Genomic DNA, 22758 nt, shown 5'->3' with positions numbered 1-22758 from the left:
GTATGAATTTTATAAAAATATTTAGTCAGGATATAAAAAGAGCAATATATCAGCAAAGATACAGATATATTATAGTTCTCATAATGATTACATTACTTATGCTGATTCCCACCAATATAGCAGATTCAATTAATAAAAAAATTCCGGAAGCGGGAAATATGAATTTTCTTGATAATGTATTTTACATGTTATCTGGATGTGAGCATGTTATTCCTGAAAAAATAAAAGATATAAAGATACCATTTCCATGGATGTCAATTCAGTTTTTATGTGGATTAGTGACGCTTGATTATATACAGTATGACCAAAATGGTATCGGTAAAGCTATAATATTAAGAACTAAAAGCAAATTGGCATGGTGGTTGAGTAAATGCTTAAGTATGATATGTTTAGTTATTGGGGTATATACACTATTGTTTGTTGTGAGTGCTGTAGTTGCGTTAATTAATTATCGGTTAAGTGGGGAGTTACATATGGATTTATTAAGTATGGTTTTGGAACTTAATAATACATATATAGTTGAAGATGGTATGATTATATATATATTTACAGTTCCTATACTGGTGTCAATTGGAATAACCTTATTTCAGGCAGCAATATCACAATACTTATCGCCAGTAATAGGTCTGGCAGTTGTACTATCAATAGATGCAATGTCAGTATTTTCAAACAGTGTGTTGCTTTGGGGAAACTGGAGCATGATATTAAGAAGCAGCCTTTGTTTACAGGATGGACTGGATGTATGGAAAAGTATTGCGGCAGGAATTGTGACGGGAATAACTGGGGTTGTGTCAGGTGGAATCCGTTTCTGCAAAAAAGATATATTGTGATTGGAGGATGTAGTTATGGTAATAAAGCTTACAAATGTGTCAAAGGTTATAAAGAAAGCAAAGGTACTTGATAATATTAATCTTGAACTTACAAGTGGCAGAGTGTATGGATTTAAAGGAAAGAATGGCTCAGGAAAAACAATGCTTATGAGAGTTATATGCGGTCTTATATCTGCGACAGAAGGAACTGTTGAGATAGATGGAAAGATTCTTGGAAAGGATATGACATTTCCGGAAAGTGTTGGAGTGCTGATTGAGAATCCGGCATTCATAGGTAATTATACGGGATTTAAGAATCTTAAGGTTCTTGCATCAATCCAGAACCGTGTTGATGATGAACATATAAAGAAAGTAATCCGTCAGGTAGGACTTGATCCTGACGATAAAAGAACATACAGGAAATATTCACTGGGAATGAAGCAGAAACTAGGAATTGCTGCAGCCTATATGGAGAATCCAGACATTATTATACTTGATGAGCCAATAAATGCGCTTGATGAAGCAGGAGCAAAGCAGGTTCATGAGATACTTGAGGAGCAGAAAAAGAGAGGAGCACTTATAATAATTGCCTGTCATGATAAGGAAGAACTTGAAATGCTGTCTGATGAGATAATTGAGATTTACGAGGGCAGGATTGTTGCCAAAGAGAAAGCGTGAATGAAGGCAAATGAAAACACTGGAATTTATAAAAAATAACAATAGTAAAAATGATATAGAAGAATCTGTTATAGTGTTTGGACTTGATATGTTAAAAACAGTAATTATTGAGATAATTGTTGCAGTTATGCTTGCAATATTTGCAGGGTGTTTTTGGCGTGCAATGATATTTCTGGTTACACTTATGCCGTTGAGACAATATGCAGGAGGATATCATACCCGGAGTAGAATATCATGTGCGGTAATGTCTACTGTTATATATGCTTTAGAATTGCTTCTTCTTAAATATGTTAATATTTGGACAATGTGGCAAATATTAGGAATGTTTATAAGTGCATTTATTATTATATTATTAGCACCAGTGGAAAATAGAAATAATCCATTGGATACTGCTGCCAAAATGCATTTTAAAAACAGAACCAGAATGATGTTACTTATAGATATGTTAATATTTACTATATTAATGGTTGCACATAGGTACGACTATTCGTTTGTGATATTTAACTCTGTAGAATTGGTTGCCATTTTATGTATTATGGGTTATATTAGTAATAAAATAGACGAACGGAGATAACCTTATGGAGTACCGGATTGGAATATGTGATGATGAAATGTCAACATGTTCTTGGCTTGAGATGGCAATACATGATTATATGAGATGGCATAATTACAAATGTCAGATATATATATGGGATTCCTCAGATACATTTATAAAGGAACTGAAGAATAAAGTTGATATAGATATTTTATTTCTAGATATTAGAATGCCAGGCATTGATGGGATTGAAGCTGGAGTATATATAAGAGAACATATAAAAGATAAATATATGAATATTATTTATATGTCATCTGCAATCGATTATGCTATGCAGCTATTTAAAATTCATCCATATGAATTCCTTGAAAAACCGTTTAACAAGGACAGACTATATAAAATTCTTGACGATTTAATGGATATGTATATGAAAAATTCGGACATGTTTTTCTTTAAAAAGAGAGGTGATCAGATAGGAATTCGGTTTAATGATATATGTTATTTTCAAAGTGACAGAAAGCATGTGCAGATAATTAAATCAGATGGAATGGATGAATATGTAGGTAAATTATCAGATATTATTAATGATTTACCTGCTTTTTTTGTACCGGTTGGTAAGTCATATATTGTCAATATTAATCATGTAAGTGAATTTCATATAGAATATATTGTTATGAGTAATGGTGAAAATATTAATATCAGTAAGGCATACAGGGAGACATTCAGTAGGAATATGGCACAGTTCAGAATATATGGAGGAAAGTAATGGATTCAATACAGGATATATTAATATCTGTTGTTATGGAATTGGTAAGGGTAATATTAATAATAGAGTATTTTCAGATATTTTTTGAAAAAGTGCATTTGTATAAGAAGGTTATTGCAGGTGCAGTCTCATATATTATTACTACAGGCTGTTATCTTGGATTTCATAATAGCCTGATAAATATTATATCTACTATTATAGGAATGTTTATTATTGCCGCAGTACATGAAGGCACTCTGAAAAAGAAAATTTTGCATACCGTGATGTGCTTTGGGGTGAGCTGCGCGATGGATATGCTTGCCGGATTTGCATTGATGGAGGCACCTAGCAGCAGTAATTATGTATTGTTTAGTTCATTCCTGTCAGTGGTAATGTTTTATGCATTTGTAGTCATATTGAGAAATATATACAGGAAGAGAAATAGGGAAGAATTCTCAGGACAATGGGCGTTTTTATTATTGATTGTTCTCATGAGTATATGTGTTGCATATGTGCTGCTTAATGATAATGAAATTTCAAGAGTGACAGCATTAACAGTTATTATAGTTATGATAGCGGTAAATCTTATACTATATTATTTTTACACATCGATGCTGGATAGATATATTTTTATGCAAGATAATGTTCTGCTAAGAGAGCAGATTGCAATATATGAATCAGAACTCAGGGCTAATGTGGAACAGGACAGGCAGGTACAAGCTTTACGGCATGATATGAAGCATCACATAAGAGAAATATATTCGCTTGCTGACAAGAATACGGATACTGATATTATAAGATATCTTGATGAAATGTCTGACAGCATGGATAATATAGAGAAAGTTGCTTCGACAGGGAATTCAGTATTTGATGGCATACTTAATTATTATGCTCAGAAAATTAAGCAGGAAATGAATAATGTTAACTTTTCTGTTATATTGAAAATTCCTACAGACCTTGAAATCAGTAGCTTTGATATGAATGTAATTTTAGGAAATCTTCTTGATAATGCAATGGAAAATGTGAGTGGAGAAGCAGGACAAGAATTACAGATAGAAGCTGTGTTAGAATACATAGAAGGTCTGCTAAGAATAGAAGTTGTTAATACATTTGCAGGTAATGTTAATAAAGATGGAGAAAGATTTATAAGTCATAAAGGTCAGGGACATGGCTTTGGTCTTTCTAATGTGAAGAAGATAACAGAAAAATACAGTGGATATATGATGACAGAGCATGAGTCGAACAGATTCAAGGTAGTAGTATTGTTATATTTATAATTTTAAAAGGCAGTTAATCCTTATATGAGAGATTAACTGCCTTTAAGTTTTTTATATGAATAATAAAATTATCTCTGAACTTCGTTACCAGCGTCAGAGAAAGCGAGCTTCATAACTTCGTCAACTGTAACTAAGTTGTAATCTCCACTTACAGTGTGCTTTAAGCAGCTTGCAGCGTTAGAGAATTCAACTGCCTTCTGAGGGTCAAAGTTGTTGATAAGGCTGTAGATAAGACCAGCGCAGTAAGCATCTCCGGCACCGATGTAGTCAAGAATGTGCATGAAGAATTCCTTGCTGTAGTAAGCCTTGCCTTCTGTGTAAATCATTGACTGGAGCTTAAATGTTGTGATAGAAGTTTCTGTTCTCCATACTGAAGCAACCATCTTGAATGGGAATTTCTTCATAAGTTCCTTGGCAATGTAAGCATTTTTCTCCTCGCCATTAGCATCGGCAGGATTCATAGAGAAGATACCGATAGCGTCATCTTCGTTAGCGATACATACATCAACATACTGGCATATACGAGACATTGCCTCACATGCCTTTTCGCTTGACCAGAGCTTGCTTCTGTAGTTTAAGTCACAGCTTACAGTCATGCCTTTTTCCTTAGCCTTCTGGCAGGCTGTGATACAGATATTAGTCATCTCATCAGAGATTGCAGGTGTGATTCCTGAAAAATGGAACCATGTTGCACCGTCAAATATTTCGTCCCAATTAAAGTCATCAGCAGTAGCAAGCGCAAATGCAGAACCTGCTCTGTTATAGATAACGTTAGTTGGACGCTGGCTTGTCTTCTTCTCAAGGAAGTAGATACCAATCTGGTCGCCGCCACGCACGATATGGTCTACGCCTACGCCGTACTGACGGAGTGAGTTGATTGCAGCCTGTCCGATTATATGTTTTGGAAGCTTTGTTACATAATTAGCATCAACATCAAAGTTAGCAAGGGACACAGCAGTATTGGCTTCTCCACCTCCATAAACAGCCTCAAATGCATTGCACTGAGTAAATCTTGCGTTGTTCTCAGGAGAGAGACGAAGCATAATTTCACCAAATGTAACAATCTTATCTTTCATTTTTCTTAATCCTTTCTCAATATCAGATTTCCTAAAATAAATATACAAGAATGTATTTTAGCACATTCTGGCGAAAAATGGGAGTAAAATGTTCTTGATTTGATACATATTTTTTACTATAGTTACATGTGAAGTAAATATGTGCGTGAAGATTTATAATCTTTTGTACACATTTGAAAGGATTGAATAATGTTAAGAAATGTTTCATTAGAAGATATATCGGATGGTAAGCTGTATACTGAGAATGACCTTGTGCGCGTTGATACTAACTCGTGTAAGGGCTGTCAGACTGTATGCTGCCAGAATATGGGAAGTACGATTGTGATTGACCCATATGACTGTTACAAGCTCACAACCGGATTAGGGAAAACATTTGAACAGCTTACGATGAACGAGCTTGAGTTAAATGTTGTGGATGGTATTATTATGCCTAATTTAAAAATGCAGAAATCAGACGGAAGATGTGCTTTTCTTCGTGAAGATAATCTGTGCAATATACATACGATAAGACCGGGAATATGCAGAATGTTCCCACTTGGAAGATACTGGGAGGATGAGACACATTTTAAATATATTGTGCAGAAGGGCGAGTGTAATAAGGATAATCTTTCGAAGATTAAACTGAAAAAATGGCTTGGCATTGAGGGACTTGCGGAGTATGATTCTTATATTGTCAGATGGCATGAGTATGTGAAGCTGCTTCAGGCGGCGCTGCCGGGACTTTCAGAGAATAATGTGAAGATTCTTAATACATTTAACCTAAGAGTGTTCTATATGACGACATATGCCGGATGCGCTGATGATAAGGCATTTTATGCAGAATTTGACAGAAGACTTGCGATGGCTAAGGAAAAGCTGGGACTGATGTAGGATTGGTTCACAGGTGACAGAAAGGAAGATTGATTTTATGAAGACAGATTTATTTCATATAGGAAAGTTCGTAATTCATGGTTATGGATTGATGATTGGTATAGGTTTTGTGCTGGCACTGCTTGTTGGTGAGTACAGGGCTAAGAAGATGGGGATGAAAGAAGAGGCTCTTATTGATATTGCGATAATTGCGGGAATTTCAGGATTTCTTGGAGCAAAGCTGTTGTATATAATAGTGAGCTTTAAGGATTTTATAAAAGATCCTATGTGCGTGCTTGGCTCATCGGGATTCGTTGTCTATGGCGGACTTATTGCAGGTGTGCTGTGTAACCTTATATATGTAAAGATTAAGAAGTTATCATTCCTTGAGTACTTTGATCTGTTAATGCCTGAGATTGCGTTGGCACAGGGCTTTGGACGAATCGGCTGCTTCCTTGCAGGCTGCTGTTACGGAAGACAGACAGACGCAGCCTGGGGAGTTGTTTTCCCGGCTGGTTCACTTGCACCATCAGGAGTTAAACTGATTCCTACACAGCTTATATCATCGGGGGCAGATTTTCTTAATATGGCGTTTCTTATGATAATAGCAGCTAAGTTTTCTTATACTGCTGTTATGAAGCGCAAGGCTGACGGTAAGGAAACTACCGGAAAGCATATGGCAGCAGGTAATATTGGATTCTTATATTGCATAACTTACGGACTTGGAAGATTTGCAATTGAGTTCTTAAGAAACGATTACAGAGGTGAGGTCGGAATATTCTCTACATCGCAGTTTATCTCTCTTTTCATTGTGTTACTTGGTGTGGTTGCGATGGCTGTTAATCATAAGTTGAAAAATGCGGACAGATAGAAATACTAATATGGACTAATCAGCGTTGTATTATAAATTACACTGGCTGGTTAGTCTTTTTTATTGCCTTTTTTATCTGCAATGTTTTAATAAAAATACATATTTTATTAAAATGTGACAAATAATGCTGGACATATTGTTAAAAAATTGTTAATATGTAAACATAATAAAGCGAACGACAATTTAATATATGAAAATCAGTACATTTTAGTTAATATAATAAATATTTGTATATCTGGGGAATGTTTATTATTAGAATCTGAGATGGTAGAATATGTGAAATGGAGTGATAAGTGATGAAAATATACAAAGCAAAAGATTATGCTGATATGAGTAGAAAGGCAGCTAATATTATATCAGCACAGATTATTATGAAGCCAGAATGTGTACTTGGACTTGCGACTGGTTCAACGCCAGTTGGGTTATATAAGCAGTTAGTAGAATGGTATAAAAAAGGTGACTTGGATTTTTCAGCAGTTAAGACTGTTAATCTTGATGAGTATAAGGGACTCAGTCAGGACAATGATCAGAGTTATTATTATTTTATGCATAAGAATTTATTTGATAATGTGAATATATCAGTTGAGAATACTCATATTCCTAATGGAATGGAGCAGGATTCGGAAAAAGAATGTAACAGATATTCTGAACTGATTAAGTCTCTTGGAGGTATTGATTTACAACTTCTAGGAATAGGCCATAATGGACACATAGGATTTAATGAACCATCAGATTCATTTGAAAAACAGGTTCATTGTGTTGATTTAACAGAATCTACAATAGAAGCTAACAAGAGATTTTTTGAATCAGCAGAAGACGTTCCAAGACAGGCATACACAATGGGAATCAAGACAATAATGCAGGCAAAGAAGATTCTGGTTGTTGCAAGTGGGGAAGATAAAGCACAGATTGTGAAAGAAGCCTTTTTTGGACATATTACACCATATGTTCCTGCATCAGTTTTGCAGCTGCATAATGATGTAACACTGGTAGCAGATGAAGCAGCTCTTAGTAAGATTTACTAAAGCTTATTAACTTGGTGGATAGAAGGTTGAGAACATATGATTATAAAGAATGCTGATGTTTATACACAGGACAATGTATTTGTTAAGGGAGATGTCGTTGTAGATAACGGTACATTCACCAAAGTGCTGGATGTACATAATTATGTTGGCGATGAAGTTGTAGATGCTACAGGACTTAAGATGATTCCAGGACTTGTTGACATTCATTTTCATGGATGCAAAGGCGCAGATATGTGTGATGGAACTAAAGAGGCACTTGATATAATTTCGCGGTATGAGGCTTCTGTCGGAGTGACGAGTATATGTCCGGCAACCATGACGATAGCTAAGGAAGAACTTGTTGAAGTTATGAAGAATGCCGGAGAGTATTTATATAATGGTGGAGCCCATCTGGTAGGAATTAATATGGAGGGACCTTTTATAAGTCCACAAAAAAAGGGTGCACAGGCAGCAGAGAATATTATGCATTGTAATTATGAGTATTTCTGTGAACTCCAGAAAGCTGCACATGATTTAATAAAGATTGTTGATATTGCACCAGAAGAGCCGGGTGCGATGAATTTCATAGATAAAGTAAAAGATAATGTTGTGGTGTCGATTGCTCATACAGCAGCAGATTATGATACTGCGATGGAGGCAATTCAACATGGTGCAACTCATGCAACACATTTATACAATGCAATGCCCCCTATGAATCATAGAAAGCCTGGTGTTATAGGTGCAATAAGAGATTCATATCAATGTCATGCAGAACTGATATGTGATGGAGTTCATATTCATCCATCAGTAATACGGGCAACATTTGCTATGTTGGGTGCGGGACGCATAATACTAATCAGTGACAGCATGAGAGCAACAGGATTAGAGGATGGCGAATATACTCTTGGAGGACAGCCTGTAGTGGTAAAAGGTAATCTGGCAACATTACATGATGGAACAATTGCCGGTTCAGCAACTAATTTAATGGATTGTCTTCGATATGTCGTTAAAAAAGCAGGGATTTCATTAGAAACAGCTGTTATGTGTGCAACAGAGAATCCGGCAAAGGAAATTGGTATATATGATAAAGTCGGAAGTATTTCTGTAGGAAAACAAGCGGATTTCGTGCTTATTGATGAGGAATTGAATATTAAGAGGGTATATATTGATGGAAAGGAGATAATATGCTAGGTTTTTTCAAAGGAAAGTCAAAGGATAATGTTATTTATTCTCCGTGTAAAGGAAAAGTGGTGCCAATTACTGAAGTTTCAGATCCAACATTTTCAGAAAAAGTTCTTGGAGATGGATTTGCAGTAATTCCTTCAGAAGGAAAGATATATGCTCCGGCAGATGGTGAGATATCAATGGTGTTTGATACTCTTCATGCTGTGACGATGACAACCAGTCAGGGAACGGAATTACTTATACATATTGGGCTGGATACGGTAACGCTCAAGGGAGAACCATTTATTTCACATGTTTCAGGTGGTCAGCAGGTAAAAAAGGGTGATTTACTTTTAGAGGCTGATCTTGAAAAAATAAAGTCGGCAGGATTGGATACGATTACACCAGTCCTTATATGCAATACCGACGATTATAATAAAATTAATCTGATAAAGGAGGGTGAGGTATCTATTGATGATGAAGTTCTGAAAATATCATAATTACTCAGGATTTCACAATGCGCGTGATTGGGATAACCCCGATTAATAATGATTTAAAGGAGGAGAAAAGTATGAAATTTCTTCAAAAACTGGGAAAAGCGTTAATGCTTCCTGTGGCAGTACTGCCTATATGTGGCATCCTTATGGGTATCGGTTATATGCTGTGTCCAGAAACTATGCAGGGTGCAGCTAATATGATTGGTCTGTTTCTTGTAAAAGCTGGTGGAGCTTTAATTGATAACATGGCAATCCTTTTTGTAATTGGTGTCGGTGTAGGTATGTCAGATAAAAATGATGGTACCGGAGGAATTGCGGCACTTGCTTCGTGGCTTATGATGACAACACTTCTTTCTACAAAGTTTGTTACAGTAATTATACCTTCTATAGCAGACAGTGCAACTAAAACTCTTGCATTTAACAAGATTGAGAATCCATTTATTGGTATTCTTGCTGGTATAATCGGTGCTATGTGTTATAACAAGTTTAAAGATACAAAATTACCAAACTGGTTATCTTTCTTTAGTGGAAAACGATGCGTAGCAATTGTTTCAGGAGTAGTATCAATTCTTGTATCTGTTGTGTTATTATTTGTATGGCCATTACTGTTCGGCGCATTAGTAAGCGTTGGTAAGGCAATTGTAAAGCTTGATATTGTTGGTGCAGGTATCTATGCATTCTTGAACAGATTGTTAATTCCTACCGGATTACATCATGCGTTGAACAACGTATTCTGGTTTGATACTATCGGACTTGGAGATTTACAGCACTTCTGGGCAGGACAAACATCAAGTGATGTTTCATGGAGTCTTGGAATGTATATGTCAGGCTTCTTCCCATGTATGATGTTTGGTGTTCCTGGTGCAGCTTTAGCTATGATTAAATGTGCAAAGCCAGCTAAGAAAAAAGTAGCTATAGGACTTGTTGCTTCTGCAGCATTATGTGCATTTATCTGTGGTGTTACAGAACCATTTGAATTTGGTTTCATGTTCCTTGCTCCTGGACTCTATGTTATCTATGCACTTCTTTATGGTATATTTACAATGATTACAGTTGCATTAGGCTTCAGAGCAGGATTTAGTTTCTCAGCAGGTGCTACTGACCTGTTATTCTCATCATCTCTTCCGGCAGCACAGAAGACATGGTTGATAATTCCTCTTGGTATAGCAGCATTCTTCGTATTCTATTTCGTATTCTTATTTGCCATTAAGAAATGGGATTTAAAGACTCCTGGCAGAGAAGATGATGATATAGAAGCAGAAAAGAAAGTTGAACTTGCAAGTGACGATTATACAGCAATTGCAAAGACAATTCTTGAAGGCTGTGGTGGAAAAGAGAATATTGCAAGCATAGATAATTGTATTACAAGACTGAGACTTGAAGTAAAGGATATTACACTTGTTAATGATAAGGTTATTAAATCAGCTGGTGTTGCTGGTGTTATGAAACCTGGAAAGACATCTGTACAGGTTATTATAGGAACTAAGGTACAGTTTGTTGCGGATGCATTTTCTAAGCTTTGTGAATAATTAAAATGTTAAAATAAAGATAATATAAAAATCCCCGGTAAGACTGTCAGAACAGCAGCTTATCGGGGATTATTTCATGTGTTACTTTACCATGCTTAAAAATTCTTCATCAGATATCTTAGAATTCATTACAGCATTCTTAATTGCAGCGGACATAACGCGGGCAGCAAGTGTTCCTGCAAAGTTGATATCAACATGTACAGCTTCGCTGCCGTCTCGTTTTGCAGTACTTGCAGCATAGATTGTATCGCCATCTGCCATTGTGCCGACTGGATTAATGCAGCGTGCATACGCATTTCTTGCCATAGATGCAATTTTGTTAAGTTCAGCCTTGTTAAATGCAGCGTTGGTTATAACTGCACCGATTGTTGTGTTGCCTGTGAACATATCGCGAGGTGCCATGAACTGATAAAGTGCTTCTTCACAGCTTACATACTCGGTTCTGTCAGCGTTCTTAAGTCCGGCAAGCTTTTTACCGGTTTCATAATCTGATATATCTCCAAGTGCATTTACAACAACAATTGCTGTCATTGTAAATGTGCCTGTCTTCACTGAATATATTCCAAGTCCTGACTTTTCAGCCTGCTTCATTCCCATAATCTTGCCGACAGTCGCACCTGTTCCGGCACCGATACAGCCCTGAACGGGGTCGTTGCTATCCGAATTGGCAGCGGTGGAAGCATCAGTATTGACAACACCGGCCTTCATAAGTGCCTTAATGCAGGCCTCATATCCCATAGTACTGTCTGGGCGTACTTTAGAGCTTCCATATCCAAGATCAAATATGCATGACTGGCATACAAGCGGAACAAGTGAAACGCCTGTGTTATATCCTATACCATGTTCTTCAAGACATGTCATAACTCCGTCAGATGCGGCAAGACCGTATGCTGAACCGCCTGACAGCACGATGGCATTAATCGGATTGTCAGCAGTCATAGGCATAGTAAGAGGTGTTTCTCTTGATGCCGGACCGCCACCGCTAATGTCACAGCCTGCTGTAGCTCCGTCTGGAAAATATATAACAGTTACACCAGTGCCAGCTTCCTTATTGGAAGCATGACCTAATCTAAAATCATTAATATCATTAACTGAAATCTCTGTAAACAAAACTAATCCTCCGTTGATTAATGTCCGATTTATTCAATCAAAGTGACTGACTAATTCTGGTTAAGCTTAAGTGCAGCATATAATGCACGGGAAACCACACTAGCAACAATAAAGCAGATTCCTGCCTCAATAAGTCCCTGAACACCAACAAATAATACTACGAATATAAGTGGGTTCTTAGCTCCGAGTGCAGTAACGAAGGCCTGTACATAATCTGTATTATAGAAGAAGAGAACAAGTGAACTCATGAATAATAAAGTATTAAGTAAAGGACAGCAGAGACTTGCTATATAATAAGAAAATTTCTTAACTCCATTAATACTGTGAAGTCCCTTGAATATAAGTCCTGTAAGGAAGCCTTCAAGAGTTCTTGTTACTACTGTTGTTACAAATGTACCAAATGGATTAATTCCGAGAAGAACAGTTCCCATTGCGCCTCCAACGAAGCACTGATAAAAGCTTGTGAGTCCGAATGTCAGACCACAGATTAAACCGCCGACAGGTCCTAAGATGATAGCACCTACAGCTACAGGAACAGTTAAAAGGGTGATAGAAAGTCCAGGGGTACGGATGTAGCCTAATGGGGTCAGTGACATAACGAGTATGACCGCAACCATAAGTGCCAGCTCCACCATGTACTTAGTGTTGAACTTCGTTGCAGAAGTTCGAGTTGCATTGATAGTATTCATATTGTCTCCTTTGCGGAAAGGTATGCAGCCCTTCCGGCTTGTTAAGATACATCTCCGAAAAACGGATGACGTTCGCGCGTATAATAACATATATATTGTTATTATTCAAACATTCTTTATAAATTATTTATAAAAATACATTTGACATTAATTTACTATTATGAAAATCGGTGTTAATATAAGAAACGCTTATTTATTATTGAAAGCAGATTTTTTGAAAATATTTATCAATAAAGATGGGAGAGTGTTTATGAGCAGAATTATTAAAAATGTGCTGCCATACTGGAAGTCGATAGTGCTGGTATTTGCACTGCTTATTGTTCAGGCAGTGTGTGACTTGTCGCTTCCTGCGTATACTTCAGATATCATTGATACAGGTATACAGAATGGAGGCATAGAGCATACTGTGCCAGAAAAGATTACTAAGGAAGAATTTGACACTGCGAAGCTTTTTATGACAGAGGAAGAAGCACAGCTGTGGGAACAGTCGTATTCTTATAATGAAGATGATAATGTCTATGAATTAAGTGTCAAAGGTTCTAAGAATAAGACTGATTTAGACGACACACTTTTTACAGCACTTATAATTAACAACCAGATGTCTTCAGTGACTGAAAGTGCATTCAAGAGCCGTATGGCAGAGCAGATGCATGTAAGTGAGGAGCAGCTGTCCAATGTTTCAGTAGAAGATATTGGAAAGTCTATGGGCGTTGAACTAACTACATTTACACAGATGATGGAAGATTCGGATGGTAATGAGGTTGAAACTATATGTGTGGATATGAGACAGATAGTGAAGGCAATGTATAGTGCAGGGGCTATGAGTAAAGACGATATCCTTTCTATGCGAAGCGAATTCCAGAAGACTATTGATACCATGGGAAAGACTCTTGTTTCGTCTATGGGCGTTGCTTATGCAAAGAGCATGGATGCCAAGGCAGGAATGGACATGGATTCTATCCAGACTAAGTATCTGTGGGCAGCTGGTCTTAAGATGGTTGCCATGGCACTTCTTATGGCGGTTACTTCTGTATGTATAGGCTTCCTTGCATCAAGAGTTGGTGCAGGCGTTGCAAGAGATATGAGAGGAAAACTGTATTCTAATGTCATGGGATTCTCTAATGCTGAGATGGACAAATTCTCTACAGCATCACTTATCACAAGAACAACTAATGATGTACAGCAGGTTCAGATGGTTACGGTTATTATGCTGAGAATGATTCTGTATGCACCAATTCTTGGTGTTGGAGGAATTATAAAGGTTGTTGGAACGGGAGCCGGCATGGGCTGGGTTATAGTTATGGCTGTTGCGGTTATCATTGCATTTGTAATGCTTCTTATGGTAATTGCGATGCCTAAGTTCAAGCTTATGCAGAAGCTGGTAGATAATGTCAATCTTGTATCCAGAGAGATTCTTACAGGTCTTTCTGTAATAAGAGCCTTTGGAAGAGAGAAGAAGGAAGAGGAAAGATTTGATGAAGCTAATAAGAAGCTTACTAAGACAATGCTCTTTACTAACAGAACAATGACATTCATGATGCCAAGCATGATGTTTATCATGAATGGTTTGTCAGTTCTTATCGTGTGGGTTGCCGCACACAGAATTGATGCCGGAGTTATGCAGGTAGGTTCTATGACTGCATTTATAACATATTCGATGCTCATAGTTATGTCATTCCTTATGCTTACAATGATGTCTGTAATGCTTCCAAGAGCGATGGTTGCAGCTGACCGTATAGATGAAGTTATTAATACACATTCTTCAATAGAAGACTCTGAGAATCCTGAGACAATTGAGTCTGCAAAGGGTGTAGTTGAGTTTAATCATGTAAATTTCATGTATCCGGGTGCTAAAGCGAACGCACTTGAGGATATTACATTTAAAGCAGAGCCGGGTAAGACTACAGCAATTATAGGAAGTACGGGCTGTGGAAAGTCAACGCTCGTTAATCTTATTCCAAGATTGTATGATGTTACAGGAGGAAGCATTACTATTGATGGTCATGATATAAGAAATATCTCTATGCATGACTTAAGAAGTGAGCTTGGTTACGTGCCTCAGAAGGGAATGCTTTTCTCTGGTACTATTGCAAGTAATTTAAGATTCGGTAATCCTGATGCAAGCGATGAAGATGTCGTTAAGGCAGCACAGATTGCACAGGCAACTGAGTTCATTGATAATAAGGCTGAGAAGTATGACAGTCCTATAGCACAGGGCGGTACTAATGTTTCAGGCGGTCAGAAGCAGAGACTTTCTATTGCCAGAGCAATAGCAAAGCACCCAAGAGTGTTTATATTTGATGACAGCTTTTCAGCACTTGATTTAAAAACTGACGCAATTCTTCGTAAGGAGCTTGCTGCAAATGTGTCTGATGCCACTGTTATTATTGTAGCTCAGCGAATCAGCACAATCCTTCATGCAGATCAGATTCTTGTTATGGATGATGGTAAGATTGTTGGCAAGGGAACGCATGAAGAACTTATGAAGACATGTGAGACATATCAGCAGATTGCAAGTTCACAGCTTTCTGCTAAAGAGCTTGGAAAGGAGGCCTAGTCAGTATGGAAGATAATAAAAATATCAAAATGCCACCGAAAAGAAGAATGGGACCTCCGGGAAGAGGAATGGCACCTGTTGAGAAAGCCAAGGATTTCAAAGGATCAATAGGAAAGCTTATAAGATATATTGGAAGCTATAAGATTGCGATAATATTTGTTGCAGTTATGGCTGTATGCTCAACAGTATTTTCTGTTGTAGGTCCAAAGGTTCTTGGTAAGGCAACTACAGCTCTGTCAGAAGGTCTTGTAAAGAAAATCGGTGGAACTGGCGGAATTGACTTTGGAAAGATTGGAACAATTCTTATATTCGTGCTTTGTCTGTATGCCGCAAGTGCAGTATTTAACTTTGTACAGGGCTGGATAATGACAGGCATTACACAGAAGGTCTGCTATAGATTAAGAAAAGAAATCAGCGAGAAGATTAACCGTATGCCTATGAAGTATTTCGAGAGCAGGACATATGGTGAGGTGTTATCAAGAATTACTAACGATGTTGATACACTTGGAATGGGACTTAACCAGAGTATTACAACAATCATTACATCTTTAACTACTATGATTGGTGTTCTTGTTATGATGTTAAGCATTTCACCGCTTATGACACTTATAGCGGTTATAATCCTGCCAATATCAGTCGGACTTGTTTCTTTCGTTGTTAAGAAGTCACAGGGATATTTCAAAACACAGCAGGAGTATCTTGGACATATTAACGGACAGATTGAGGAAACTTATGGCGGACATATGATTGTTAAATCATTTAACAAAGAAAAGGATATGGTTGATTCATTTAACAAGACTAATGATGTCCTTTATGGTTCAGCATGGAAGTCACAGTTCCTTTCAGGAATGATGCATCCAATCATGATGTTTGTAGGTAACTTAGGTTACGCATGTGTTGCATTAACCGGCGGTCTTCTTGCTATTAAAAATGTTATAACAATCGGTGATATTCAGGCATTTATCCAGTATGTAAAGAATTTCACACAGCCAATCCAGCAGATTGCTCAGGTTATCAATCAGGTACAGTCTATGGTAGCAGCTTCTGAGAGAGTATTTGAATTTCTTGATGAAGAAGAGGAAGACCAGACTGTTAAGAATCCTGTTTCTACAGAAGGAATTAAGGGCGAGGTTGATTTCGAGCATGTAAGATTCGGATACAATGAGAACCAGACTATCATCAAGAATTTCAGTGTAAATGTTAAGCCTGGACAGAAGGTTGCTATCGTTGGACCGACAGGTGCAGGTAAGACCACTATTGTTAAACTGCTTATGAGATTCTATGATGTTAATGATGGAGCTATTCTTGTTGATGGACATAATGTTAAGGATTTCAACAGAAGAGAATTAAGAGACGCATTTGGAATGGTTCTTCAGGATACATGGCTCTATAAGGGTACAATTATGGAGAATATCAGATACGGAAAGCTTGATGCAACTGATGAGGAAGTTATTGCAGCAGCCAAGGCTGCTAACGCCCATCACTTTATTGAGACTCTTCCGGGCGGTTATGATTGTGAGCTTAACGAGGACGCAAGCAATGTCTCACAGGGACAGAAGCAGCTTCTTACAATTGCAAGAGCAATCCTTGCAGATAATCCAATCCTTATTCTTGATGAAGCAACATCTTCTGTTGATACAAGAACAGAGGAGCGAATCCAGAAGGCTATGGATAATCTGATGAAGGGTAGAACAAGCTTTATTATTGCACACAGACTTTCAACCATCAAAGATGCTGACGTGATACTTGTTATGAAGGATGGTGATATCGTTGAGCAGGGAACTCATGATGAGCTTCTCGCCAAGAACGGTTTCTATGCTGACCTTTATAATTCGCAGTTTGAGCAGGCTTCTTAGAATTAATATATACAGAATGGGAACTCCGTTACACCTTGATTGAGCTGGTGTGAAGGAGTTCTTTTTTGTTTATGGGAATGCTATAAAGTGATTAGAATGTAATCAATTTAGTAAAATAATTTGATATTAAATGTCATAAAATATACAGTTGAGACATAAAAAACGACATTTGAGACATAGTGCATTGAATTTTTTTAGTCTAATGATATAGTTTATTACAAGGAAACTGAATGTGATACATAGGAATAATGCTGAGAAGGTTGCCTGACGAATTATAAGAAAGGAGAATGAATAATTTAATAATGTAACAAAAGGTAAATGTACAATGGAGGTTAAATTATGGTTAAGAAAAGCATTAAAAGATTGGTTGTTGCAGGAATTGTAAGTGTATTGGTAGTGGCTAATAGTATAATTGCATTCGCTAGTTCACATGATTTCGATGGCTATGCAGGTTCGTGTCATTATAGTGGTGGTGCATATATAGATCCTAATAGAGATAATGGAATCTATGATGCATTTGGAGCATATGTTTCAACTAGTGAAACGGCGGATTTAACTGTTTTGGGATATGGAACTTATGATGATGATATGACCAAATTATGGTACAGTGGAGGAGAAGCACAGACAACATATGCATCAGGATATAGATATTCTAATGTTAGTATAGGAAAAAATGCAGGATATGTATTAATTGATGCTATGGATGATGCTGTAAGAGAAGATTATGTAGTTTATAGATAATTTTTTAAGATAGCAAAGCTTTATTATTTATAATAAAGCTTTGCTATTTGAGTAATGTAAAGGGGATATTATGAAAAAGAAAAAGATTTTTATACTTGCTGTAGCTATATTTATATGTATAGCGACCGCAATAATTACATTGATATGTGTGTTTAGTAAAAAAGAATATCCAGTAATAAAGAAAACTAAGGTTGATGGGGAAAACTATATAAGAGAAATATATCCAGAAATAGAAGTAAGATATCCTAAAGTTGAGATAGACGAAGAATCAAAAGAAGTATATATGACGGATGTGTTTTCACATTGGTCGTATGATAAAGAGAATGACGCAGATCGTATGAGAAGAACAATAGCGTATATTTTCAGTCTGACGGATATATATAATGAAGAGAATGCAGAAAAGATATATTTAAGAGCAGCGAATGCTGCTGTTACAATTGCCGATACAAGAAGTTACACCTTTTTGGAAAGTGAAAAAAGAAATAAGCTGCGGTATACAAGCAGATGGGTTGAAATTAATCCTGAAAAACAGAGAAATGTGAAAATGTATATATATTGTAATGTACCGCTTAAATTTAAGTTTGGAAGTGAATATTATACAGAACCCAATGCACAAATAACTGCATTATTAGAAGAACTAGAATCCGTGGTTATAGAGGAAAAGGTTATATATAAGGATGGGAGCGAAAAAACAGATTATTTTATATTCAAGTCTGGATCCAGCACATGCTTAAATGATGAAACAATGTTCAGAGTGAAATTAAAATAGGAGGTTTTATGAATAGAGTTGCAAAGAAATTAATAATACCGGCAGGAATACTATTAGCTATATTGGCAGTAATTGCTGTGTATTTCGGAACACATAAGGTATCAAAGCATTCAGCACAGCCTGATTATGGTTCTTTAGGAAGCGGATATGAGTTGGACGATTCCCAGAGCTACTGGAAAGCGAATTTTTTACATGATTTTACAGCTGCGGAGGATGGTTATTATTTTATAACACCTGACATGACTTATCTTATGTATTTTGATTATGCGACAAAAGAGGTAGTACCAGTGTGTGGTAAGCCGGACTGTGCACATGATAACAGCACATGTAATGCCAATATGATGAAACAGAGCTATGTAGTATCTAATATATATTATCATGAAGGATATTTATATTATATGCAGATACAGAATGGTATGTCTGTGCTTACAAGGATGGATAAGTCAGGAAATAATGTAGAAAATATTGGAGAAATATTTCCTAGTGATCAGGATTCTTCAACACATTTAGTATTTCATGGGGATTATGTATATGCTTATTATCTATGTGCTCATTATGGCATGGAAGGAGAATTCACTGAAGCAATTAAGAAAATGTCATTAAAGGATGGAAGTTCAGAAAACATATATGAGGTTACAGGCAATAATATATCAATTGGGTTAGTGAAAAGCTATGGGGATAAATTATACTTTGCGGTACAGGAACAGCTTGAAAAGAGATCTATGAGATCTAAAACAAAAGCATTATATTCATATGATTATAACACTAAAGAGATAAAACTAGTAGCCGAGGATGACATATCAGATTATTGTTTTATACCGGAAAAGAATATATTTGCTTATTATGTTGTAGGTGAAGGGCTTTATTATGCTGATGCTAAAGAACAGGTTATGAAGCTTGTGATGAAATCGGATTCTTTATATGATCGTTGCAGTATGTCATATGATGGGAAGCATATATACATGGATAATATAACATTTCAAAATATGACAAGAACAGTAGAAAAAAGAGAATACAGAATTATTATTATTGATTCGGATGGAAATAAAATCAATGAGATAGAATGTGATGATACAATAAATAATATATATTATGGTGATGAAAGATGCATGTTTGCATGGGGAAGTGTACCGAAAAAAGATGAACGCGCTGAATACTTTAGCGGATATCTTTACATAGATAAAAAGGATATAGAGCATGCCGCTCAATGGGAAAGTGTATATGATGATACTATATTTTTATTTAATCCTTTCAAAAAATAGGATGTAAATGAGGAAGCTATATGGCAGAATTAAAGAGGGTATTTTCTTATAAAAGATGGTTGTTATTAATATTATGTATATTGGTTAATTTATGTTTATTTGCCTATAAAAATATTCCGTTGAGTAAAAATGATATATCTGAAAGGACATTAAAAAGTCAGGAGGAATATATATCAGGTTATAATGGATATGTCACTGCTATAATAAATAAAGCAGAGGAGTTACAGAAATTTTCTATTTTTGCGGAGGAGGGTACATTTGCATACAGTAACATAATAAAAACATCAGAGGATTTTGAAAGAATAAGTAATGTAAATGTTTCGGTTGATGAGAGCCGGGCTGTTAGTGCATTTACAGAATATCATTACTCATTTTATATAGCATTTGTATTCATGCTTGGCATAATATATGAATTGTTCAGATACAGAGATAACGGAATGTGGGCTATTAACTGCAGTACTGCAAAAGGCAGGGAATATATAGCAGTTTCCAGTATATTTGCAATTATAATTGGCGGATTCATATCGGTAGTATCTATGGCAGTTACAACATTTATACTTGCATTGTTAATATATGGTGGGGCAGGAGATATTGGAAATGCTATTCAGAATATTAAACAATTCAGTAAATTTACATATCCGGTAAGTAAGATTGAGTATGTTATTATTTTGATAATTATATCGAGTATTGTGATTATCATGCTTGGACTTATAATCTGGTCTGTATTTGTGGCATTCAGACAGAGAAATAATGCGTTATTATGTCTGGGATTGTTTATAGGAGTAGAGATTATTCTATATAGAAATATTTCGATTCAAAGCAGATATAATGTGTTTCATTTTATAAATATTATTAATCTGCTGCAGATTAATGACATGATAAGAACTTATATAAATTGGGGGTTCAGATATTATGTGTTTTCAGCAGCTTCGGTAACATTGTTTGTAACTACTATTACGACGGTTTTATTAATGTGTATGGCATATTACAGATGCATAATCATGAAGCCGTATGGAAAACGAACAATTATTGATAAGATAACAGGAAAAATTAATGAAGCGTATCAGCATGTTCTTAAGAAAATGCCACAGATCTGTAAAGAATTGCATAAACTGATATTTTCAGGATATGGATTGTGGCTTATTGTTACGGTTATATTTGTTACATGTTATTTTTCAAGAAATAATGTCATGCATTATAATGACGCACAGATAGTAATGGACAAAATGTATATTGAACATGGAGGATATGATAGCAGTTATATACGCAGCTATGTTGAAGAAAAGCAGGAAGCTGTCAGGGAAATGAAAAATAAGCTTGATGAGTTGAAAGCACAGGAGAGTATGAAGGAAACATATCCTGAGTGGGAATCTGAATATATGCATGCGTATGGGGAATATCAATATGTATTGAAAGAGGCAGCGGCATGCTTGGAGTATAGTCAGAAATTGGCAAATGCTGATAATATATATAGTGTGTACGGCAGGAAAGCATGGATTATATCTGACAGAAATTATGAGCAGCTTATAGGTGAGAGTGCAAGGTTAAGGGAATTCATAATATTTATAGTATCTATTATTGTTGTAGTGATAATTACAGTTGAAAATATTATGCTGGAACAAAAAACTGGTATGGAGTATATTTTGAATTCATCTGCATATGGAAGAAAGAAAAGGTGGTTGAGAAAATATCTGGCAATGGTTATATTTACAGGATGTTTTACGCTTATCACATGCATTATACAATTTATGATAATTAAGAGTTTATATGGAATGCCATATATTAATGCACCAGTTTTAAGTCTTTCTTTTATATATGAGAAAATTGGAAAAGGAATCTATAAAATTAATATATTTAAAAATTTACTCATTAATCTGAATATCCGCCAGTATATTTTTATTCATTATGCGAAATGGATTGTTATTTCTTATGTTGTAATGAATGTCAGTATATTGGTATCTGCACTATGGATGCACAAAAGAAAATAATGTATAATATTCCTAAGTCGTAAATTACGAGGAGAAGCTTATGAATATATTAATATGTGATGATGATAAAATCTGTGTTGAGCGGATGAAGGAATATGTGCAGGATTTTTTCAGAGACAGAAAAATTGCTGATTATAAGATATATGAATATTTTAGTGGAGAAGCAGCCGCCAGAGAATCTGACATTATAGATATAGCTTTTCTTGATGTTGAGATGGAGGGCATTAATGGTATAGAAGCCAGCAAAATTTTAAGAAAAAATAATAAGGGTATTGTTGTTTTCATTATTACATCTTATATGGGTTATCTAGATGATGCTATGGATGAAGGTGTGTTTCGGTATATTAATAAACCGCTTGATAAGAATGTAATAAGCAGAGGGTTGCGGAAAGCAGTTGAGCTGTGCTATAAGAAACAAAGTAAGAAGATTGTGATTAAGGAATCCAAAAACAATGTGATTATAGAACAGGACGATATAATATATATTGAATCAATTGCAAGGAAAAGATGTGTGTATACTGAAAAACAGGAGTATTTAACTTTAGAGAGTTTAGCTTATTGGAAAAAGCTTCTGGATGATGATATGTTTTTTCTGGTAAATAAATCTATTATAGTAAATATTAAGAAAGTTGAACAATTTTCAAATAATAACATAAGGCTTAAAGGAATAGAGCAGGAGATTCCGTTATCACGCGACAGGAAAAGTGAGTTTAAACAAAAATTGCTTCTATACCTTGCAGGACAGGAGTAGG

21 protein-coding genes are annotated in these 22758 nt (G+C 36.0%); 18 read left to right on the top strand and 3 right to left on the bottom strand.

Translation table 11 applies throughout. From position 1 onward, the window contains the following. Positions 1–2 precede the first annotated feature (2 nt). From EUBELI_RS10795 to EUBELI_RS10775, 5 genes are read left to right on the top strand one after another with little or no spacing between them, the layout of a single operon-like run. A complete protein-coding gene (locus EUBELI_RS10795; protein ID WP_012740371.1) occupies positions 3–830 on the top strand; it encodes a hypothetical protein in 828 nt (275 codons plus the stop codon). 15 nt (positions 831–845) lie between these two features. Next, the gene (locus tag EUBELI_RS10790; protein WP_041688902.1) at positions 846–1487 is read left to right on the top strand and encodes an ATP-binding cassette domain-containing protein; all 642 of its coding nucleotides are present in this window, start codon (positions 846–848) and stop codon (positions 1485–1487) included. 10 nt (positions 1488–1497) lie between these two features. Then, on the top strand, positions 1498–2061 hold the full coding sequence (locus EUBELI_RS10785) for an accessory gene regulator B family protein (protein ID WP_012740369.1): 564 nt from the start codon (positions 1498–1500) through the stop codon (positions 2059–2061). Between the two features lie 4 nt (positions 2062–2065). Next, positions 2066–2788: a LytR/AlgR family response regulator transcription factor gene (locus EUBELI_RS10780; protein ID WP_012740368.1), complete on the top strand. Its 723-nt coding sequence runs from the start codon at positions 2066–2068 to the stop codon at positions 2786–2788. After that, complete coding sequence (locus EUBELI_RS10775; protein ID WP_012740367.1) at positions 2788–4044, top strand: sensor histidine kinase; 1257 nt, start codon at positions 2788–2790, stop codon at positions 4042–4044. Before EUBELI_RS10780 ends, EUBELI_RS10775 begins: the two co-directional genes overlap by 1 nt. Positions 4045–4112: 68 nt before the next feature. Here EUBELI_RS10775 and EUBELI_RS10770 read toward each other — a convergent pair whose 3' ends face one another. Beyond that, a complete protein-coding gene (locus tag EUBELI_RS10770; RefSeq protein ID WP_012740366.1) occupies positions 4113–5120 on the bottom strand; it encodes a sugar kinase in 1008 nt (335 codons plus the stop codon). Positions 5121–5309: 189 nt separating this feature from the next. Here EUBELI_RS10770 and EUBELI_RS10765 point away from each other — a divergent pair, with 189 nt between their 5' ends. From EUBELI_RS10765 to EUBELI_RS10740, 6 genes are all read left to right on the top strand, one after another. Beyond that, entirely contained in the window at positions 5310–5990 is a 681-nt protein-coding gene (locus tag EUBELI_RS10765; RefSeq protein ID WP_012740365.1) for a YkgJ family cysteine cluster protein, read from the top strand. 37 nt (positions 5991–6027) lie between these two features. Then, positions 6028–6840 (top strand): prolipoprotein diacylglyceryl transferase, encoded by an 813-nt coding sequence (locus tag EUBELI_RS10760; RefSeq protein ID WP_041688901.1) that lies wholly within the window; start codon positions 6028–6030, stop codon positions 6838–6840. 296 nt (positions 6841–7136) lie between these two features. Beyond that, positions 7137–7865, top strand: coding sequence for a glucosamine-6-phosphate deaminase (nagB, locus tag EUBELI_RS10755; RefSeq protein WP_012740362.1), 729 nt, complete (start codon positions 7137–7139; stop codon positions 7863–7865). A gap of 36 nt (positions 7866–7901) precedes the next feature. Beyond that, positions 7902–9035, top strand: coding sequence for an N-acetylglucosamine-6-phosphate deacetylase (gene nagA / locus EUBELI_RS10750; protein ID WP_012740361.1), 1134 nt, complete (start codon positions 7902–7904; stop codon positions 9033–9035). Then, positions 9029–9508, top strand: coding sequence for a PTS sugar transporter subunit IIA (locus EUBELI_RS10745; RefSeq protein WP_012740360.1), 480 nt, complete (start codon positions 9029–9031; stop codon positions 9506–9508). The genes nagA and EUBELI_RS10745 overlap by 7 nt, the downstream gene beginning before the upstream one ends. 71 nt (positions 9509–9579) lie before the next feature. Beyond that, positions 9580–11034 (top strand): PTS transporter subunit EIIC, encoded by a 1455-nt coding sequence (locus EUBELI_RS10740; protein ID WP_041688900.1) that lies wholly within the window; start codon positions 9580–9582, stop codon positions 11032–11034. 81 nt (positions 11035–11115) lie between these two features. Here the strand turns inward: EUBELI_RS10740 and EUBELI_RS10735 are convergent, their stop codons facing one another. Both EUBELI_RS10735 and EUBELI_RS10730 read right to left on the bottom strand, forming a co-directional pair. Then, positions 11116–12144 carry a P1 family peptidase gene (locus EUBELI_RS10735; RefSeq protein WP_012740358.1) on the bottom strand — a complete coding sequence of 343 codons (1029 nt, stop codon included), beginning with the start codon at positions 12142–12144 and terminating at the stop codon, positions 11116–11118. 50 nt (positions 12145–12194) lie between these two features. After that, a complete protein-coding gene (locus EUBELI_RS10730; protein WP_012740357.1) occupies positions 12195–12833 on the bottom strand; it encodes an ECF transporter S component in 639 nt (212 codons plus the stop codon). Positions 12834–13083: 250 nt separating this feature from the next. Between EUBELI_RS10730 and EUBELI_RS10725 the strand changes: the two genes are divergently transcribed. The 7 genes from EUBELI_RS10725 (at position 13084) to EUBELI_RS10695 (ending at position 22757) form a co-directional block, all read left to right on the top strand. Continuing rightward, positions 13084–15390: an ABC transporter ATP-binding protein gene (locus EUBELI_RS10725; protein WP_041688899.1), complete on the top strand. Its 2307-nt coding sequence runs from the start codon at positions 13084–13086 to the stop codon at positions 15388–15390. Between the two features lie 5 nt (positions 15391–15395). After that, the gene (locus EUBELI_RS10720) at positions 15396–17246 is read left to right on the top strand and encodes an ABC transporter ATP-binding protein (RefSeq protein WP_012740355.1); all 1851 of its coding nucleotides are present in this window, start codon (positions 15396–15398) and stop codon (positions 17244–17246) included. 339 nt (positions 17247–17585) lie between these two features. Further along, entirely contained in the window at positions 17586–17987 is a 402-nt protein-coding gene (locus EUBELI_RS10715) for a hypothetical protein (protein ID WP_012740354.1), read from the top strand. Between the two features lie 70 nt (positions 17988–18057). Further along, positions 18058–18756 carry a hypothetical protein gene (locus EUBELI_RS10710; RefSeq protein ID WP_012740353.1) on the top strand — a complete coding sequence of 233 codons (699 nt, stop codon included), beginning with the start codon at positions 18058–18060 and terminating at the stop codon, positions 18754–18756. A gap of 8 nt (positions 18757–18764) precedes the next feature. Then, complete coding sequence (locus EUBELI_RS10705) at positions 18765–20018, top strand: hypothetical protein (RefSeq protein ID WP_012740352.1); 1254 nt, start codon at positions 18765–18767, stop codon at positions 20016–20018. Positions 20019–20038: 20 nt separating this feature from the next. Then, positions 20039–22006 carry a hypothetical protein gene (locus EUBELI_RS10700; RefSeq protein ID WP_012740351.1) on the top strand — a complete coding sequence of 656 codons (1968 nt, stop codon included), beginning with the start codon at positions 20039–20041 and terminating at the stop codon, positions 22004–22006. 40 nt (positions 22007–22046) lie between these two features. Further along, positions 22047–22757, top strand: a complete 711-nt coding sequence (locus EUBELI_RS10695) for a LytR/AlgR family response regulator transcription factor (protein WP_012740350.1) — start codon at positions 22047–22049, stop codon at positions 22755–22757. Position 22758 lies beyond the last annotated feature (1 nt).

It is taken from the genome of [Eubacterium] eligens ATCC 27750, from assembly GCF_000146185.1.
Classification (GTDB): domain Bacteria; phylum Bacillota; class Clostridia; order Lachnospirales; family Lachnospiraceae; genus Lachnospira; species Lachnospira eligens.
The sequence above is the reverse complement of the archived record's forward strand: the minus strand, read 5'-3'. Positions and strand labels throughout refer to the sequence as shown.

Bases quoted from the DNA above. Each gene is read 5' to 3' on its own strand.
- EUBELI_RS10795 (WP_012740371.1), top strand. From the start codon at position 3: ATGAATTTTATAAAAATATTTAGTCAGGATATAAAAAGAGCAATATAT.
- EUBELI_RS10790 (WP_041688902.1), top strand. From the start codon at position 846: ATGGTAATAAAGCTTACAAATGTGTCAAAGGTTATAAAGAAAGCAAAG.
- EUBELI_RS10785 (WP_012740369.1), top strand. From the start codon at position 1,498: ATGAAAACACTGGAATTTATAAAAAATAACAATAGTAAAAATGATATA.
- EUBELI_RS10780 (WP_012740368.1), top strand. From the start codon at position 2,066: ATGGAGTACCGGATTGGAATATGTGATGATGAAATGTCAACATGTTCT.
- EUBELI_RS10775 (WP_012740367.1), top strand. From the start codon at position 2,788: ATGGATTCAATACAGGATATATTAATATCTGTTGTTATGGAATTGGTA.
- EUBELI_RS10770 (WP_012740366.1), bottom strand. From the start codon at position 5,120: ATGAAAGATAAGATTGTTACATTTGGTGAAATTATGCTTCGTCTCTCT.
- EUBELI_RS10765 (WP_012740365.1), top strand. From the start codon at position 5,310: ATGTTAAGAAATGTTTCATTAGAAGATATATCGGATGGTAAGCTGTAT.
- EUBELI_RS10760 (WP_041688901.1), top strand. From the start codon at position 6,028: ATGAAGACAGATTTATTTCATATAGGAAAGTTCGTAATTCATGGTTAT.
- nagB (WP_012740362.1), top strand. From the start codon at position 7,137: ATGAAAATATACAAAGCAAAAGATTATGCTGATATGAGTAGAAAGGCA.
- nagA (WP_012740361.1), top strand. From the start codon at position 7,902: ATGATTATAAAGAATGCTGATGTTTATACACAGGACAATGTATTTGTT.
- EUBELI_RS10745 (WP_012740360.1), top strand. From the start codon at position 9,029: ATGCTAGGTTTTTTCAAAGGAAAGTCAAAGGATAATGTTATTTATTCT.
- EUBELI_RS10740 (WP_041688900.1), top strand. From the start codon at position 9,580: ATGAAATTTCTTCAAAAACTGGGAAAAGCGTTAATGCTTCCTGTGGCA.
- EUBELI_RS10730 (WP_012740357.1), bottom strand. From the start codon at position 12,833: ATGAATACTATCAATGCAACTCGAACTTCTGCAACGAAGTTCAACACT.
- EUBELI_RS10725 (WP_041688899.1), top strand. From the start codon at position 13,084: ATGAGCAGAATTATTAAAAATGTGCTGCCATACTGGAAGTCGATAGTG.
- EUBELI_RS10720 (WP_012740355.1), top strand. From the start codon at position 15,396: ATGGAAGATAATAAAAATATCAAAATGCCACCGAAAAGAAGAATGGGA.
- EUBELI_RS10715 (WP_012740354.1), top strand. From the start codon at position 17,586: ATGGTTAAGAAAAGCATTAAAAGATTGGTTGTTGCAGGAATTGTAAGT.
- EUBELI_RS10710 (WP_012740353.1), top strand. From the start codon at position 18,058: ATGAAAAAGAAAAAGATTTTTATACTTGCTGTAGCTATATTTATATGT.
- EUBELI_RS10705 (WP_012740352.1), top strand. From the start codon at position 18,765: ATGAATAGAGTTGCAAAGAAATTAATAATACCGGCAGGAATACTATTA.
- EUBELI_RS10700 (WP_012740351.1), top strand. From the start codon at position 20,039: ATGGCAGAATTAAAGAGGGTATTTTCTTATAAAAGATGGTTGTTATTA.
- EUBELI_RS10695 (WP_012740350.1), top strand. From the start codon at position 22,047: ATGAATATATTAATATGTGATGATGATAAAATCTGTGTTGAGCGGATG.